The following is a 17,909-nucleotide window of genomic DNA, read 5'->3' as shown; positions in this document are numbered from 1 at the left end:
AAATCAATGGAAACACTTATCGCCATCTCAATTGGCCTCCTCATCGCCTCCGGCATCTACCGTCTCTTGGGCGGATCGAAAATCGACATTGTGGTCGGACTGGTTCTTCTCAGTCAGGGAGCCAACCTCATCATCCTCGCTTCCGGGGGGCTGAAGCAAAACGCTCCCGCGCTCATCTCCAAATCATCGCGCGACATGGCGGACCCTCTCCCCCAAGCCCTTGTTCTCACCGCCATCGTCATCGGCTTTGGCATCCTGGCTTTCATCCTCACTCTTCTGACTCGCAGCTCCGATTCATGACCCCACAACTTCTCATCTTAGCTGCCCTCCTGACGCCGTTCATCGGTGCTCTCGTCGCCCTTTGCCTCCCCACTCGACCCAAGGCCGCGGCCTGGACTGCGGTCGTTGCCACCGCCCTAACCCTCGCAGCCAGCATTGCGCTGGTTCCCGTCGTTGCCGATGGCTCGGTCCATGCCGTCCATGCCGGAAACTGGCCCGCGCCTTTCGGCATCGTGCTGGTGGCCGATGCCTTTGCCACCATCATGCTGGTGGTCTGCCAGCTGGTGATTCTGGCCTCCCTCATCTTCTGTGCCCATACTCTCTCGAGCTACTATCAGCGTCGGCACCTCTATCCCCTGATTCTCACACTGAGCCTGGGAACCAATGGAGCTTTGCTAACAGGCGACCTCTTCAACCTCTACGTCTGGTTCGAGGTTCTCCTGCTCTCGTCCTTCTCCATCATGGCGATGATTCGGGGCAAAGACGGGCGCGCGGCCGCGTGGCGCTATGTCGTGATCAACCTCGTATCCTCCCTGCTCTTTCTCACCGCAGCGGGGCTCATTTATGGAAAAACCGGAACCTTGAACTTCGCGGAATTGCGCCTGCGCTTTGGGGAAGAGGAATCATCCTTTCTCATCGACAGCTCCGCCGCCTTGCTCTTCGGCGCCTTCGGCATCAAGGCCGCGCTCATCCCCTTGGCCTTCTGGCTGCCCCGGGCCTACCCGCAACTCCCGCCCGCCATCTCGGCTCTATTTGCAGGATTGCTGACCAAGATTGGGCTCTATGCCTTTTACCGGGTCTTCGGGATGGTCTTCTCCGACGGGACCAGCTTTCCTCATCAGAACCTGCTCTTCGTCGTTGCCATCCTCACCATGGTGGGCGGGGTTCTGGGAGCAGTGGCCCAGGGAGATATGCGGCGCATCCTGTCCTTTCACATCATCAGTCAGGTGGGCTACATGGCCCTCGCGCTCGCGCTCTTTACCCCTCTCGCGCTGACCGCTGGCATCTTCTATCTGGCCCATCACATCATAGTGAAAGCCAACCTCTTTCTCGCCACCAGCCTGGTGGAAAAACATGCCGGGTCCTCCGACCTCGGCAAAGTCAGCGGGGTCGCGCGGAGCTCTCCGCTCATCGCCCTCCTCTTTGCAGTGCCCGCTCTTTCCCTGGCCGGCCTCCCTCCCCTTTCTGGCTTCTTTGCCAAATTCGCCCTCCTGCAAGCCTCACTAGCTGGACAAGAATGGGTCGCCTCCGCGGCCATTGTGGCAGTGGGTCTTCTCACCGTCTTTTCCATGCTCAAGATTTGGCGCGCTGTCTTTTGGGGCGAATCCAATGAGTCCCGGCCCGCCCCGCTCCTCATCCTCGCGCTGACCTCGGGCGTTCTGGCTCTCGTCGCGATAGCGGTCGGGCTCTGCACCGGACCCATCCTCGCCTTTGCGGAACAGGCCGCCAGCTCCTTGCTCGATCCCTCCGCCTATCTCGAATCCGTTCTTCAGCAGTCCAAATGAAATCCCTCCTCATCTTTCCCCTCTTCTATCTCAAGGAAGTTCTAACAGGTTCCCTCCTGGTGGCGCGTGATGTCTTATTCCCGAGGCAGCGCATCGCCCCCGTCCTGCTCAATGTGCCCCTGCAACCGCTCACTCCCAGACAGCGGCTTCTCTTGGCCTGCCTCATCAGCATGACCCCCGGAACCGTCTCGGTGGCCGAGGAAGAAGGCGGCCGCACCATGATCGTTCATTCACTCTATGGAGCCAACGATCCTCAGCCCGTTATCGACCACCTCAAATCCCGCTACGAGTCCATCGTGGCCAAGCTCCCTATTTAAAGAAATCTCCATGCTCACTGCTGCCACTCTTCTCCTCGTCCTCTCCCTCCTGGTCAGTCTCGCCCGACTGGTCAAGGCCGGGAGCTATGCCGATCGCGTTATCGTCGTCGACATTGCGACCTTCCAACTTCTTGGGCTGACCATCCTGCTGGCCATCACCAACCGAAGCGAACTCTCGCTGCTCTACGCCTTCACGCTGGCACTGCTCGGCTTCATCTCCACCCTCATTCTGTCCCGTCTTATCAAGCCATGATTTCCGAACTCTTTCTACTCCTGGGTAGCCTCTGCTTTTTCATCGCCTCGCTCGGCCTCTTCCGCATGCCCGACTCCTTTTGCCGCATTCACGCGGCAACGAAAGCGTCCTCCCTGGGGGTTGCGCTCTGCGCCATTGCGGCGGTGCTGGAGTTTCGCACCGCGACCAGTGTGGGAGTTGCCATTGCCATTGTCTTCCTCGTCTTTCTGACCGCTCCCCTCGCCTGTCACGCCATCACCCGTCGTCTCGTTCCCGAAAAGACCAGAATGCCGTTCACACCGGAAAAAAGAGAAAAATAATACACGAAATTATTTGCACGTTTCTAAATACGCGACAACTATAGCATTATGAGCGCAGGCACCGCCCACCAATCAACCGGGCAGAAGCTGCACTCAAGGGCCCGGAGCGGAAACGCGTTCGGTCCCGCAACGAAAGAAAGAAAAATGAAATACTCCAACCTAGCTATCGCCGCCGCCCTCTTGACCTCCAGCATCGCCTTTGCCGAAGAGGCAAAAGTCGCCCCAACCGCCGAGACTCAAAAGTCCCTGACTCCGGAATCGGTAATGGCGGATCTGATGGCGGGAAACAAAGACTATGTGGCCGGAAAATCCATCGACCCGAATATCGAAGTGCGCCGCGAAGCCGGCACTGCGGGTCAGTTTCCAAAAGCCTATATCCTATCCTGCGTCGACTCCCGCGTGCCTGTGGAGCAGGTCTTCAACCAAGGCATTGGCGACCTCTTCGTCGGCCGGGTGGCGGGTAATATCGAGACTGATGAACAGCTCGGCTCGATGGAATTTGCAGCAGTGGTTGGCGGGGTCAAGGTCATCATGGTCCTCGGACACGAGGCCTGCGGAGCGGTCAAAGGAGCCTGCGACCACGTCAAGATGGGCAACCTAACAACCCTCTTAGACCAGATTACTCCCGCGATTGACAAGGTGGAAGGCCATGAAGACGATCGCTCGTCCAAGAACGAGGAGTTCGTCGCGGACGTGGTGGAGAAGAACGTGGTTCTCACCGTCGATGACATCCGCGAACGCAGCAAAGTCCTCGCCGACCTGGAGAAGGAAGGAAAAATCAAAATCGTGGGCGGGGTCTACTCTCTCCACACCGGCGCGGTGACCCTGCAGGAGTAAAGCCTCCTGCTTCTCCCAAAATTCTCACGAATCAGATTCACACCAAGAACGGGCTTTCCTCACAAAGCCCGTTTTTTTCACCCCTGTTCTCTCTCTCTCGATAACCACACACCCCTCTTCCTTTGGACCTCGTTATTCAAAATCTCATCTCGCCCGTCGTGCTCGCCTTTCTCCTGGGGATCATCGCCCGAGCGGTTCGGAGCGATCTGGAAATCCCCAGCGCCATCTATCAGGCCCTCTCCATCTACCTTCTCTTTGCCATTGGGCTAAAGGGAGGGGTCTCCCTGTCCCAGACCCCGCCCAGCGAGCTGCTTGGGCCCATCGCGCTCACCCTTGCTCTCGGGGTTATCACTCCACTCTCCGCCTTTCTCCTCCTGAATAAGTTCGGCCGACTGGACCAGGTCAACGCCGCTGCTTGTGCCGCGCACTATGGGTCCGTCTCGGCGGTCACCTTTGTCGCGGCCCTGGAAGCGGTCAAAATCGCCGGCATGCCTGCCAGTGGCTACCTCCCCGCCCTCGTCGCCATTCTGGAAATCCCCGGTATCATCATTGGCCTATTGCTCGCCCGTCAGAGCAAACCGGGTGGACTTAAAACCGCTCTCCATGAGGTCATCACGGGCAAGAGCATCTTCCTGATGATGGGCGGTCTCGCCATCGGTTGGGCCTGTGGAGCAGAAAAAATCGCCACCGTGGCGCCCTTCTTCATCGCTCCGTTCAAGGGAGTGCTCTGTCTCTTCCTTCTCGAACTCGGAATGGTTGCCGCCAGCCGGATTCGCGACCTCAAGACCGCCGGCTGGCGACTGATTGTCGCCGGTTGCCTCCTCCCCACCATCCACGGCAGCGTGGCCACCATCGCAGCCACCATGGTCGGGATGAACGCGGGAGGATCGGCCGTCTTCGGTGCCATGGTGGGTAGTGCCTCCTACATCGCGGCCCCCGCGGCAGTTCGAATCGCCCTCCCGAAGGCCAGCCCCGGCATCTATCTCACCCTATCCCTGGGAGTCACCTTTCCCTTCAACCTCGCAATCGGGATTCCCCTTTTCCTGAAAATCGCGCAACACTTCTCCTAGTTATGTCCCAAACCACCACCATGAAGCTCCTCACCATCGTGACGGAGAACCTCCTGAAGGAACAGATCATCACGCTGCTGAAAGAGCATCACATCACCGGATTCACCATCAGCCGGGTGGAAGGCGAAGGCTCCCGCGGAGTGCGGGCCAGCGACTGGGAAGGTCCCAACCTGAAAATCGAGGCCATCATCTCCCCCCAAGGGGCTGAGCAAATCCTGGAACGAATCTCGGCCCAGTTCTTCGACAACTACGCCGTTATCGCTTGGCTGAGCGATGTGGCGGTGTTACGTGGAGGCAAGTTCGCTCAACCCTCTCAATCAAAAAGCAGCTAGTCAGCATTCACCTTAGGACTTGAGTTCCCCTGACTCTTGAATCATGCTTTTTCATTCAAGAATTCAACTTCACCCTTTATGGCAACTAACGGCGAACCAGCGAAAAAGACCCAATGGACCTTCTTGACCAACCATTTCCATATCTTGGTTGTTCTCTCGCGTGAACCCACCCTGCGCATCTCCGACATGGCAACTCAAGTCGGAATCACCCAAAGAGCAGTGCAACGCATCCTCTCTGAATTGACCGAGGACGGGGTCATCAAAATCAAGAAAGACGGCCGGCGTAACATTTACACCATCAATCGAAAGAAGCGTCTGAAGCACTCTTTGGAAAGCAAGCACTCCATCGGCGAGCTGCTCGACATCCTCTCGTAGCTTGTCGCCAGTGGGTGCCAGTAGGAGCCAAAGGCCTCCCCGAAAGAATAACGACGGAGGTCAACTGAAAGACAGAGCTCAAGCATCCTACCCCTCCACCCGCAGAAAATATCGGTCGGGAAAACCAGTTAGGTCGAGCTCCGCAGTGTAGATTCCGGGGCTGTCTTCCGTAATCACCGCGTTGGAGGTCTCATCAATATCGAAGGCTACCAAATCCGTCGAAGCCATCACTCGCCAGGAACTCACCCCCACGCTTCCACGAAAGCTCAATGTTCCTTGCGTCCCCTGCAAAGTGAAGCTGAGTAGCTCAAGTTCGCGATTGCTTAAATCAGCAATCACTCCCTCGAAACTGGTTCCAACCCGGAGGTCATCAATAGTTCCATCGGTTCCATAGAATCGTAGGATTAAGCTACGAGGGAGGGCCGCCTGCGCTTCATTCTTGAACGCGACCGGGAGGTCAGACTCAGCAAGTGGGTCGGCCCACATCGTAGTGCTCCCCTCGTCGAAGTCTATCCTAGCCACCAGCCGGTAGGTGCGGTTCAAATCATAGGCAACTCCTTCGCTCGCGTTATTGATTCCCCAGGCTCTCGTCCAAGCATGTCCGAACGCCCCCTCCCAACTGCCCCCACCGGAAACGTAGACATGACCCCAGAACGACGTCTCATACCAAAGATAGCTGAGGTAGAGAACCCCGCTGCCCCACTCCTCGACGGTATGCGCAATTTTACCATCCAGATCACCCGCACCGGTGGCGGTCACCAGCAAGCCATTTTCTCCCGAAAGGCCAGGTCCCAGCTCAAAAGAGCCTTCGCTCCCGCCGAATTCCCAGTTCCCTGTCAACCCATACCCTTGGGCGGCTTGCCCGATGATCGAACCGGGCGAATAGCCATCAAACTCCTCATGCAGCAAAAGAGCTCCAATCTCAGGCCGAGCTCCGGTCGTAAAGTTCCAGATCGAACTAGTCGTTGAACCCAATTCGTTGTGTGAGACGATTTTCCAAGAATAGGCTGTGAGCTCATCCAGCCCGTCGTGCTCGTAGAAACTGCCAAAAACCGTCGCGGTAGGCATGGTGGGTTCTGGTTGGCTGGTCCGCCAAAGATAGACCTCGTAGCTGGTCGCACCATTCGCGGTCCAAAGGAAAGGCGCGTCAGGCGTAATACCGACGGCCTCGTCTGCAGGATTCAGCGGCTGTGGTTCAATGGGAGGACCAACTGGTTCATTCGGGAGGCTCAGATATTCCTGAATGTCCTTTCTCCCGCCCGTTCCCGGGCCTTCCATACCCAAAAGAATCGTGGCACCAATAGGATTCGTCACGTGGTCCAAGCGGAAACGATATTCGCCGGCATTGAGCACGACGCGAGCGTCCTTGGCCGCTTCATCCGGAGTCGTATCCGCGATGAGCAACTCATCGGCATCCCAAAGACCATTCTTGTTGAGATCAAGATAGAAGCTCCCGCGTCCCTGGTTGGTCCGGAGCTCAAACTCATACTCTCCAGTTCCCGGCACGGTGAGAATCGCATCGTGCTTTTGACCGATACTCTCGGTGTGAATATAGGGGCCATGGAGAATCGGAAGTTCGTAAACCGCCTTGATCTCCGTCTGCTCATAACTCGCCAAATCCGGCACCTGCCCAAGCGGACGACGGGGAACGTGATAGGACGTCACTCGCACCCGATTCTCCAGATTGCTGAAAAACTGATAATCGTGTCCATCCACTAGCTCGCCAGTATCCTGGCGATACAATGCCGCGCGAATCCCGAAGCCACCGGTGCGATTGAATTCACCCGAGTAGGCCGTGCTCGTCGGCGTGGTCTCGGGAATTTCGTCAAAATTCAAAGCACTGAGAGAGTTGTTAGAGCCCCCCACTTCATAACGAATCGTGCCGGGTATCTTGGTGCGGTTGCGTAGCTCAATCGAAACACTGTCGCCGGTGTAGTTGCGATAATCCGGGTTGGATAGAAAGGCCTCGGGGTCCTCGCTGAGGGGCAGAATTTCCACGGGATGCACAATGGCCAAAGCCTTTTCTCTCACCCCCGCCAAGCGAACCTCGAAGCCAGCATAATCCTCGCTATCCACTGGATTCCACAAGCGATCCGCCATCACCGGCAAGCGGGGCAGGAGGTCTCCGACGATGCTCTTTTCATTCTGTTCCCAGCTGAGCATTTGCCCTCCAATGACTTGATCTTGACGCTCAATCCAATTGGCGTCCCAGACCCCGTCATCGTCATCCGGGTCGTTGGGTCCCGCGTCTTCGAACACCGGACGGCCGGGCTCCCAATGCATGAAGGTATCCTTGTTCCAAGTGTGAATCACCTCCGGCGACCACATCCGCTGGAGGGAGTGCGCGTAACGAACGCCAGAGCGATTGCCCACCACATAGAGCGGCTTCCACGAGGCGTTGACCACGGTATAGCCGGCGTTGAGGAGGTCCCATGGCGCGTTATAGGAAGATTCCCAAGAAAGCACGATCACTCGATCATCGCCAGTCGCGGGGAGAGAATTGACAGGTGCGCCATGAAAGCCCTCCCAGACTAACATCCTCCGTTTTCCGCCCACGGGAGTTCCGCGAAGGTGCTCATTGATATTTGCCAAGAACGGCTCCAGTGCGGAGCCAGCCTGAGACTCATCCCCTCCGATATGAAAGTAGGGTGAGTTCACGAATACGCTCAACATATCATCAATGATTGCCTCTATTTTTGAATAATTGGCTGGCGCCGCCACATCCGCATCATTCGCTGATGGATTGAGATAACCGGACTCACGCAATCTCGAAGAATGGCCCGGAAGATCCAACTCGGGTATCAGGGTCACTCCCCTCGCATCCGCGTATTCAACAAGGTCTAACAACTCGGCCCGGCTATAGGTGAAATTGTTGCTGAGATTATCGGTAACGGGACTGAAGGGAAAGGTGAAGTGCTGGTCGTCTGTGAGGTGAAGCTGAACGTAGCGAAGCTTGAACTGACGAGCCAGGCGAACAACCTCCTTCAACATCCCGAGCCCAGAGGGTTGGCGGGCGACATCAATCATCACCGTGCGGTATTCCGCAGCAGGAGAGTCCGAGATCGTCATCTGCGGAACCGAATACGAGCCCTCCGATTCCTCCAGTGCCTGTAAGAAGGTGACCGTTCCGTAAGATATCCCTTTGTAATACGCCCCCTCTATCTTGACCGACTCACCCACCTCGAGCACATAGGATTGATCCTCGTCCTCTTCGCTCAATACCAAGTCACCGGGAACTGCTGAAAACTCCAAAGAGATATCGCCACTTGCAGGTTCCACGTTCCCACTCTTCTCAACGAGCAGGGGCTTGATCCCGGTGAGGATCTCTAGCTCCCCGGCAAAGACCTCAGCGAGAGGTCGCAGCGTGCTTTCGATTGCACGAGGAGAGACTCTTGTCTCGTAGAAGATCCGAGTCTCGGTCGAATAACCAAATCTGCCTTCACCAGCGATAATGGACTGAGGATGAGGCGAAAACGCGACCACCGGGTTCACCAGACAACACAAAAAAACAGCGAGCAAAGTTAGAATATTTTTCATAATCGGGGCGAAGAAACCAAGCCTCTCCGACTCTTAATAGAGTGCGGAGACCGAGCAAACTCCACCAAACGACAGCCGTCACAGAAGTCAAATAGAAAGGAAGTTGTGCAGATATTGAACAGGTTGAAACCTCACCCCAACCTCCTCATCCAAGGAACTCCGTCCTTCTTCTTTCACCAGGACGAGCAAAATCGGTTCGCAACCAGAAAGCGCCTCAGAAACTATGCAATTCATATCGAAAACCCATCTTTCGAATACATGAATCTCCTACAAACATTCACCCGGTCACTTCAACGCAAAACCAGAGAAAAGAGAACATCCACCCGAAAAGAGCAGCACAATTTCGGCTCCAAACCGCCCGCCTCGCCCGCTCTCGCTTCACTAAGAGCTAGAGCTCTTGGCGCTATCGCCATCCACAAACTCAGGGAGAATCCAATGCGAACGAGGGACCCCCTTTTTCTCATTTTCAATCTCCTGGAGAAGAAGACGGGCCAGACAACGCCCCAACCGTTCTTCATCAGCCTCGTATCGAGCGATGCTGGGAATGCTCTCCGCCAACAAGCGGGCGTCCAGGCGCGAAATTACGGCCGCATCCTCGGGCACCCTGCACCCCCGCCGATTCAAGTGGCCAATGGTAGCGGGAACGTGATTGGCGAAGGCAGCCAGATAGCCATCGGGCCGGGGCGTCTTTGCCAACAAGGAATCCAAGGTATGGCACAAGCCGTCCAAGGTGTCGTCATACTCCAGACAGTTGGCCTCCAGACCCAGTTGCGCGCAGGCCTCCTTGAAAGCAGCCACGCAAGCCAAGTCCCCCGCGGTCGAGTTGGTTACTGTTAGAAAAGCCAAGCTACGCCTTCCCCGCGACGCCAGGAGCCCCACCGCGTGGCGACAAGCCGCCGGCAAATCGAATCCGGCGTGAGAGAGAACCACCCCGGGAAAGACATCTCCAATGGCCACGGCAGGAATATCGGACTTCGAGAACCATTCCTGAATCTGTTGGGTCGGTCGATAGAGCAACCAGGCAGCGGTATTGGGGCAATCGGTGATCTTGGACAAGGTAGTCGCCGGACGTCGCAAACTCCAGAGGCCGGGATGGTAGTCGAACTCGAGATGATAGCCCGCTCGGCCCAAGGCCTCACTCACCACCTGTAGAATCACCTGCGTCTGCCCTCCCAAGATAAAGCGGGGATGAGAACTCAGAATGCGAACCAACTGGGACGCCTTGCGACTGGAACTTGGTGCAGGCTGTGCGGGAACGACCTCCTTGGACACTTCATGCCGGGCGCCACGCCCTCCTTGGATCAAGAGCCCCTCATCAAACAAGGTCCCAAGTGCCCGCCTCAAGGTTCCTCGCGACACGCCCAAGTCCTTGCAGATCTCCCCCTCCGAAGGCAGGAAGTCGGTCCAAGTTCCGTCCTCTAGCCTTTCCCTCAAACACCCGACGACTTGATCGACTAGATTTGCTCTAACAGGACGATTGGGAGATTCAGACTGGGACATGGAATTGGGTTCAAGACGTCTTCGAGGCCGCAGGCCCCCCTGGTGACGATTATGTCACTCCATCAGTCATTACTGCAGAAAAAGACAATTTTTAACCAAAAAAATCCCGAGGGCCCTTTAATCTCTGTTCCTTCTCCCTGAGCCCCTGTCGAGAACGACCAATCGCACACAATCTGTCTTGGCCTATTTCTTTGGAATCACAACTGGCTTCATATCGACAATGGTCGAAATAGCCGGAGCCGAAGCTCTTTTGCTCACCGAAGCTACAAATATCCGGCGCTGGCTTTCCACAAACTTGAGGCGTCGCTGGGAAAAAACATTCCAAGCATCATCGCTCTTGAGCCGAAAGTGAAAGTCTGTTTGAGCCATGTTGAAATCGTCGAGCTGCCGAACTGCCGGAATGGCCTTCACCTGCCCGGGCTTCGCTGCCAGCTTGTGTTCGCCAATCATTACTCCTATCTCAGCAGCAGTGGCGTTGACAAAGCGGGACTCACCATAGGCAAACTCACCCGGCGAGTCGTCGATGACCAGGCCCTTGAATTTGCCCTCTTCTTCCGCAGGGAAAAAGACAACCAGTGCCCTCTCGATCGAATCGGCTACCCGAACCGCGGCCCCCAAGTTGGCAGTGGGCGCCTCTGGATCAACGTGCTCTGTGGTATAGAGGCGCAAGAAACCGTCGACAATCTGCACTTTCTGCGCGGCAGAAAGCTCCCGGGGACGCAACGCGAGTGGAACGACTTTGCTCTTGTCATTCGTCACATAGAGTTCGGCCGCTCTCCGCAAGGGGTCGTGGACAATGGATTGAATTTCCAAACTCCGCGTCTCGGCCTGCAACTGCAGAGCACCAACCAGAATCAATAACCACGCCAAACCGCTCCCCCTTTTTTTCAATAGACTCATATTTATCAAAATTAAACTTCGCTCGCCTTCAACCACCGGAAGGAGACCATCTTGATCCGTCTTCCAAAGCGGCTGTTAACATCGCCTGCCGGGGTGGTGGTGTCCAGTTCTTCGGAAGGACGGACACTGGAGTCGACATAGTCGGGGAAGCGCTGGACAACCGCCTCCGCATAAGCTCGCGCGACCACCCGGCCGCTCTGATCCCAGGCCTCCCCCAAGGTCCGAATCACAAAGGTATCGGACCGCACCGTCGCGCCGGGCTCTAACAACTTCATGATATCGCCCTGCGTGATCCAAGAGGGCGCTCCCTCGGCCGGATTGCCCACCACCACTTCAGGGGTAGCGTAGGGATAGGTCGCGGGGTCGGAGACATCCTTCAACTCGATGGGAATCTGGTCAGCGAAGAGAGCCTCGTTAATCTGCGACCGCTCGATGGCAGCGTGCAGTGCTCCTGCCCGCGACAACTCGGAATTGCCCCCCACTCGACGATTCACAAACTCCGACATGGAGAGGAAAGGACCACGCAAACGAACCTCTTCTACAATCTCCTTCGCCAGGCTCTCGATTTCGTTTTCGTTCAATTCCCGATAACCATTCCATTCATTCGTTTTCTCATCATCTACTTTGGAGAATTCCGTCGGAGTGCCGACCCGCGAGCCGTTCGGCAAGGTCATGGGTAGGATGGGAGCATTGACGGCCAGCTCTTCTTCCAACGAACCATCTTTCCCCCACAGCGTCACAATCTCGCTTCCCGACAAAGAGGATAAAACCGCTTTCCAAGCTTCAACGCTGGTTGAATTCACATTGAACGGTGCTCCCGTCATTTGATACTCGGCCAGAAACTCATAAGCCTGCGAGGACTGCTTCTGGAACTCTTCTTCCGCCTCATCACGTGACATTCCGCCGGGCAGATAGGGCTCGAAGGACTGGGAGGGCAACTTCTCATCCCCTGCTAAAAACGAGGTCCAAATATCATCAGCGCTCCGCGCCCCTCTGGCTGCCACAGAGGAGAAATAGAAGCTGTCGTAGAGGGCATGATTGGCCAACACCGAATGATCTAACAAGGCAGCGGAGGAAATCTCCGTATTGCTCTGCACCACTCGATCAGTATCCATCAAAGGAGAAACCCCAGAGTTCGCGACCGGCTGCACGAAGCTCGGCAGGTAGGACGAGGAAAGGGCGTTTGATCGGCGGAAATCGGAAATCGCCAACATCGGCCCGGAAGGGAGCTCAAAGAGAGTTCCGTTCTTGATTCCTGTGAAGGAAGAGTTCCCGTGAATGATCGGCGTCCGGGACTCCGCGTCGGAAGTCAGGTAGTCCTCTGCATCTCCATTCGAAGCAAATTCCTGCAAGTTCATCTCGTGGGAAAGCCCACCGGGCTTGCGGGTGGCAAGGTCGATACTGACGACTGGCGTGGCGGGGTTGTGGTGCAGGAACGGCTTCCCTGCCAGTCGGCCATCTTTCAGGGAATTGAGCGCTCCATTCAACTGGTCACGGCTGCCGGTCTCGTAGACTCCCCCGTTTGTCGTTCTGGCATAGGCGGAGAAAACCGCAAAGGTCTTGGCGCGGGCATGATCTTTAATTGGCTCGCTGTTGGGAACATAGGCTTCCATCACCGAGAAGGATCCAGAGGCCGGATAGCGATAGGACTTCTTCCCAATCATATCCTGCAACTCTTCTTCATCATTGAAGCGAAAATCCAGTCCTCCATAAGAAACCCAATTTCCGTTAGAATAGACTTCGGCCTCCACCTTGAACTGCCCCGTGGGATTTGAGGCTTGGTCAACGAAACCGAAGTCGATGCTCATCATATCGGTATCCTTGAGTAGGCACACCCCTTGCCCATCTTGCTGCATCGTCGGACTGGTATCGTAGGGCGCATGAGTTGGCGTGATCCAGTCCAAGTCGAATCCCACACAGCGACCATAGAATCCGGGGCGGGCCTTCATCTCCTTGTCCACCAACTGGTTTCCCCAGTTCGTGAATTGGGTCACGCCCGGGTTACTGTCCCCAATTTGTTCGGCCAAGATCGAATTCGGGTCGAGGTAAGGCCCGCAGATCAAGCTTTGACCAGGCTTCAGAACAATTGACCCCCGGGGTTGGGAAGAAAAAGGACTCGGCCATTTGGCAATATCGAGAAGGAACTTACCTTCTTTCTCGCGAGGTTCCGAATGAACAAACATATCATTGAGCGGAACCAGCTTCAGGCTCTGCGACCTACGATTCACATTCAGCCGAACCCCGAACGGAACCTTTCCGATCGCAACCTTCATGCGGTCGAAAGATATACTCATGTTGTAGGGATTATGCAATGTAACCAATGGAGTATACACCAAATGACCCATATAAGGTCCCCACCAGTGCGAGTCCCGATTCACAAATGAATAGAGCATCTCGATCTTGGTGAGAACCGGAACCGGGGAGAACTCCTTGCGAGGACTCAAATTGTTGATAGCCACGCTTTGCTCAACTTCAACAGGCAAGGTGGGACTCCCGTCCTCGTTCTCCAATTTCTGGTAGATGTTGTGGTAGCCTGCGAGAGCGCTCCAATACGGGTCGGAAGGCCCGGTGATTCCGTGGGTCGACTCATACAAGCGGCCATTCTGACCACCCAGCTCGGCAGGAAATCCTCCATCCATTTCAAACAGACTGGAGAGGTCCTTTTTCAAACCACCCAACCGGACATCAGCAAGAACTCCCTTCGAATAAGGGGTCAAATGATTGCGAAAAGGCTTGAGAGAAGAGCTTCCCCCAAGAAGGTCATACTGATTGATGTCCACCAGTTTACCGGAGACCAGCTGCGCCTCATCATAATCGGCCTGCTCGAAATCCACGGGGAGAAAGTCGGCCGTTGTGCCATCGGCACCCACTGCCACCGACGCAATTGGACGATGTCCACCCAACAAGGCCCTCTTCTCGTAGAGGTCATTCTGACGGGGATCCCGGTATTGGTTGATCTTTGCCTTCACGGACTCATCAGCCACGTGCCAGGCATAGGCGCCCACTGCACTTTCTCCCTCCGCATTTCTAACAGTAACCCGCTCCGCATAAGCTTTATCGGACTCAGATATCCCGGCGCCCAATGCTCCCTCACCTACCAATTCGACTGAATTCGTTTCCCATGGGCTGGATACATAGGAACGGTCCTCGACCTCCTCCTCATCAGCGGACGACACCAACCAACGGCGGAACTTCTCTGTTTTCGCCTGCTCATAATCGGGGGCTGACTCGGGATTGTAATCCCAGGACTCCCATACCCCGACGAGATTCCGCTTCACGGTATCCTCCCCTTCGATATCCGACATCGCAGTAACAGCTTGATCGGGACCAACTGCTCGCTGCAGCTCACCGATCGCTATATTCATCGCCAAAAGAGCATTGGCCCGAGCCACTGAACTCTTTTCAGTTTGCGACACACTTCGCAAGGTCAAGGCCGACAAGGAAAGCAAGCCGGTAGCGATGAGAGACAGCAGCACCATCATGAGCACTACCGCTATCAAACTGAAGCCATTCGCCTCGACTTTGGCGCTGACTGAAGAGCCTCTGAGCCTTCTTCTTGTGACAGATCTTGACCCAGAAGAACCCTCCCTCAAAACAGTATTATTTCCGCGATAAGTTCTCATTTCGATATCAAGAATAATCAAGCAAGGATTAGGCCACATTCAACTCCCGACCCCTCATTACCGGTTGTTCAATAGCTGAACAACTTGCTGACAAATGCATAAATTTTCATTCGATAAACAGCTTGCCCACCACCACTCGATTCCGAATATCGACGCCCTCACGCAATTTCGACACGCCCCGGAAGACAAAAAACCCGATTTCCTCACACAGGAGGAAATCGGGTTTTGGGATGTGCCTTTTAACGGAAACTTTTAACGCTCACTCGCGAAAGACTCAGGGAGTTGTGACGCTGATGTCGTCCAGATACAGACCAATGAACTCCGAGGAGAGGCCTCCAGAAATCACCCGCCATTCAATCAGGATATTTTTCCCAAGGGTCTCGCTCGGCACAGCAACCATCCTAGGTTCCCAAGGGGAAGCATTGGGGTCTGGATCAGTAATCGGAATGCTGGCTACAACGTTGTTCGAATCATTCACATCCAGGAAGTTGATGGCAACCGTGTCGCTACCGTCCAAATCCAAAGCTTGTGAGAAACTGAGCGTCGCCTCCGCAACCCCCGTCAAATCAACTGCGATCTGCAAGCCGGCATCAGTATCGGTATTATAGAAACCACGATCGCCTGCCCCGGAGAACGTTCCCAAATTCAAAGCCCAGACGTTGCTTGAACCATCGTTTCCGGAATCCACAACACTCCCGTATCCGTTGTTCGAATCAGGCCCTCCCCAAGCCCAACCAGTCCCGGAACCTCCGCTGTAGTCGACTGCGACCAAGCCACCATTGTCGCTCTCGAAATCACTCGAGAACAAGGCGGTCGGAGGAGGCATGTAAGCCTTCACCGCAAAGAACATTTCTGCGTCGGAAGGAAGCGGGATGACAAGCTCGTTGAATCCATCTCCATCGGCGGGAATCTCGCTGTTGTCCTCGTAGACAGGCCAAGTCGAGGGCGCGGTAGTGAGGTCGCTTGAACTCACCAAGTCATAGATCATCCCATCTTCACTCGTCCAAGTGAACTCCAAATTGCCGTCATTGCGAACCATGGAAAGATCAGGTCCGACCGAAGTATCAAGCTCGGCGATAACGGAAGCAAAGTTGGTTCCAATTCGAACATCATCGACGATAAAGTCGGTTCCAGCGGAACGAATGATGAGTATAGGATTAGCTAACTGTGCATCAGTCTTGAATGCAGCCGGATCATCGAACTCATACTCGGGATCAACCCACATCGTGGTAGTTCCAGCATCGAAATCAATCTTGGCGACCAGGCGAAAAGTCTGCTCTGCTGCGTACGGGACATTTCCTGGATTCGTCACGTTGTCAATCGCGAAGAAAGACTGCCATCCGTGACCGAAAGCCCCGTTGAAACTTCCGCCTCCAGAAAGGTAGGCATGGCCACGGGCGGAAATCTGGTTGTAGAGATAGCTCATATAGAACACCCCTGTTCCCCAACCTTCGACAGTATGACCAACCTTGGCATCTACCGAATCAGTGTTGTCTGCGTCGTACCCAGTGACAATGACTCCCTGATTACCTGAGAGACCTTCTCCAACTACGAAGGTTCCCTCGACTGCCTGATAGGCCCAAACTTGAGAAGGATCCAGACCCACGCCCGAGGCAAATTGGCCGATTAGGTCGCCTGGAGCGTAGTCTTCGAACTCCTCGTGTAAGAGCAGCTCGCCCGGAACTCCCGAGTCCGAGGTGAAAGTGAATTGCACACTCGTCGTCGGAGAACCCGAAGAATAGTTGGAAACAACTTCCCAAACGTAGTTGGTCGAAGGCTCCAAGCTCTCAAGGGGATAACTTTCCTCCATAACGGTGGCAGTGGGTGTGGCGGGCTTTTCTTCCCCCTCTTCCCAGAGATAAACGTCGTAACTCACAGCTCCACTGGAGGTCCAGCTCAGGGCGAGGTCGGAAGGAACATTGCTCGCCCCCGTAGGAGGAAGAATTGCGCTGACCCCATCGCCTGTCACAAAGGTAAAGACTGACCCAGTCGTGGTTCCCTGTTCGTTTGTCGAGTCAATCCGCCAATTATACAGAGTTCTGGGCTCCAAATCGCTGAATGAGTAGCTTGCTAGACCAGTCGTAAAGTTGGGGGACTCCGGCACGGATTCGCCATCTTTCCAAAGAAAAACATCAAAGGTCGTTGCCCCATTAAAAGTCCAAATCAAAGTTTCATCCAACAGAATGCCAATCTCTCCTTCAGTTGGATAAACTGCGAACGGAGCTACCGGCAGAACTTCTGGCACGGCCAATGCGACATCGGCGTATTCTGTTCCGATGATAATGTCGTCAATCACACCACTGCACCGTGATGCGATCCGAAGTCGACCCGTTGTCGATTGAGCCTCCTCCTTATGAGCAACCGCATCGAAGGATGCGTCAGCAGGGTCCGTTACCGGAGCGGTTGACGGGTCAGGATCAACCCACATCGTGGTCGTGCCCGCATCCCAATCGAGCAGAGCCACCACCCGATAGGTCTGCTTCGGGGCATAGCCCACTCCTTCGCCTTCATTGTTGATTCCCCACGTTGTTGTCCAAGGATGGCCGAAAGCACCGGCATAGTTCTCGCCCCCCGACACGTAGAAGTGCCCTCCATAAGTTGCCTCGTTGTAAAGGTAGCTGAACCAGAGCTGACCAGTTCCCCACCCGGGAACAGTGTGCGCCACATACGCGTTGCTACTCACATTGCTGGATATGACCAAGCCCTCTTGTCCAGAGAGACCTGGCCCTACTGTGAAGGTTCCTCCATTACCAGTCACCTCCCAGGCTCCGGTCGTTCCAAGCCCCATCCCCAACTGACCATCGATTGAGCCCTGAACGTAGCTATCAAATTCCTCTCGAAAGAGAATTCCACCTTGGCTGAAGCCAGGCGCGAACGTTACGACGGCTGCGGCCGCCATTAGTGTTCTCTGTGTTTTTTTCATAATACCTTAGTCTTTTCTATACTTACTACTAATTCTTTAACCCTATAAAACCTTCTCTAACCGTTCACTTTTAGAACCGTTTTACGCTTACCTTTTCAATCTCGAACCGCACTTCAACCATCAACCGAATCGCGGTATTTCATCACGAGTAAATTCACT

The 17,909-nt window shown here is 55.1% G+C and carries 14 protein-coding genes and 1 pseudogene; 9 read left to right on the top strand and 6 right to left on the bottom strand.

Annotated elements, in window-relative coordinates:
* Positions 1-6 precede the first annotated feature (6 nt).
* From IE099_RS16160 to IE099_RS16120, 9 genes are all read left to right on the top strand, one after another.
* Positions 7-300, top strand: a complete 294-nt coding sequence (locus IE099_RS16160) for a sodium:proton antiporter (RefSeq protein ID WP_189572114.1) — start codon at positions 7-9, stop codon at positions 298-300.
* On the top strand, positions 297-1,784 hold the full coding sequence (locus IE099_RS16155; RefSeq protein ID WP_189572111.1) for a proton-conducting transporter transmembrane domain-containing protein: 1,488 nt from the start codon (positions 297-299) through the stop codon (positions 1,782-1,784). Before IE099_RS16160 ends, IE099_RS16155 begins: the two co-directional genes overlap by 4 nt.
* Entirely contained in the window at positions 1,781-2,101 is a 321-nt protein-coding gene (locus IE099_RS16150) for a Na+/H+ antiporter subunit E (RefSeq protein ID WP_189572365.1), read from the top strand. The genes IE099_RS16155 and IE099_RS16150 overlap by 4 nt, the downstream gene beginning before the upstream one ends.
* Before the next feature lie 10 nt (positions 2,102-2,111).
* The gene (locus tag IE099_RS16145; protein ID WP_189572108.1) at positions 2,112-2,354 is read left to right on the top strand and encodes a monovalent cation/H+ antiporter complex subunit F; all 243 of its coding nucleotides are present in this window, start codon (positions 2,112-2,114) and stop codon (positions 2,352-2,354) included.
* Complete coding sequence (gene mnhG / locus IE099_RS16140) at positions 2,351-2,653, top strand: monovalent cation/H(+) antiporter subunit G (RefSeq protein WP_189572105.1); 303 nt, start codon at positions 2,351-2,353, stop codon at positions 2,651-2,653. The genes IE099_RS16145 and mnhG overlap by 4 nt, the downstream gene beginning before the upstream one ends.
* A 144-nt stretch (positions 2,654-2,797) precedes the next feature.
* Positions 2,798-3,490, top strand: a complete 693-nt coding sequence (locus tag IE099_RS16135) for a carbonic anhydrase family protein (protein ID WP_189572102.1) — start codon at positions 2,798-2,800, stop codon at positions 3,488-3,490.
* 122 nt (positions 3,491-3,612) lie between these two features.
* Positions 3,613-4,560, top strand: a complete 948-nt coding sequence (locus tag IE099_RS16130; protein WP_189572099.1) for a sodium-dependent bicarbonate transport family permease — start codon at positions 3,613-3,615, stop codon at positions 4,558-4,560.
* A gap of 2 nt (positions 4,561-4,562) precedes the next feature.
* Positions 4,563-4,892, top strand: coding sequence for a DUF3240 family protein (locus tag IE099_RS16125; RefSeq protein WP_189572096.1), 330 nt, complete (start codon positions 4,563-4,565; stop codon positions 4,890-4,892).
* A gap of 78 nt (positions 4,893-4,970) precedes the next feature.
* Positions 4,971-5,267, top strand: coding sequence for a winged helix-turn-helix domain-containing protein (locus IE099_RS16120; protein ID WP_189572093.1), 297 nt, complete (start codon positions 4,971-4,973; stop codon positions 5,265-5,267).
* A gap of 87 nt (positions 5,268-5,354) precedes the next feature.
* Here IE099_RS16120 and IE099_RS16115 read toward each other — a convergent pair whose 3' ends face one another.
* The 6 genes and pseudogenes from IE099_RS16115 to IE099_RS16095 all read right to left on the bottom strand — a co-directional run bounded on the left by IE099_RS16115 (position 5,355) and on the right by IE099_RS16095 (position 17,750).
* Positions 5,355-8,804: a family 20 glycosylhydrolase gene (locus tag IE099_RS16115; protein ID WP_189572090.1), complete on the bottom strand. Its 3,450-nt coding sequence runs from the start codon at positions 8,802-8,804 to the stop codon at positions 5,355-5,357.
* Between the two features lie 381 nt (positions 8,805-9,185).
* Entirely contained in the window at positions 9,186-9,947 is a 762-nt protein-coding gene (locus IE099_RS16110) for a substrate-binding domain-containing protein (protein WP_411847739.1), read from the bottom strand.
* 156 nt (positions 9,948-10,103) lie between these two features.
* Positions 10,104-10,304, bottom strand: a pseudogene (locus tag IE099_RS21155) (GntR family transcriptional regulator); the annotation flags it as partial.
* Between the two features lie 183 nt (positions 10,305-10,487).
* On the bottom strand, positions 10,488-11,204 hold the full coding sequence (locus IE099_RS16105) for a hypothetical protein (protein ID WP_189572084.1): 717 nt from the start codon (positions 11,202-11,204) through the stop codon (positions 10,488-10,490).
* An 11-nt stretch (positions 11,205-11,215) separates the two neighbouring features.
* The gene (locus IE099_RS16100; RefSeq protein ID WP_189572081.1) at positions 11,216-14,686 is read right to left on the bottom strand and encodes a hypothetical protein; all 3,471 of its coding nucleotides are present in this window, start codon (positions 14,684-14,686) and stop codon (positions 11,216-11,218) included.
* 415 nt (positions 14,687-15,101) lie between these two features.
* Complete coding sequence (locus IE099_RS16095) at positions 15,102-17,750, bottom strand: fibronectin type III domain-containing protein (RefSeq protein WP_189572078.1); 2,649 nt, start codon at positions 17,748-17,750, stop codon at positions 15,102-15,104.
* Positions 17,751-17,909: the final 159 nt, after the last annotated feature.

The organism is Roseibacillus persicicus, assembly GCF_014651675.1.
GTDB lineage: Bacteria > Verrucomicrobiota > Verrucomicrobiia > Verrucomicrobiales > Akkermansiaceae > Roseibacillus > Roseibacillus persicicus.
Note: the sequence above shows the minus strand (reverse complement) of the source record. Positions and strands in the feature narration are given on the sequence as shown.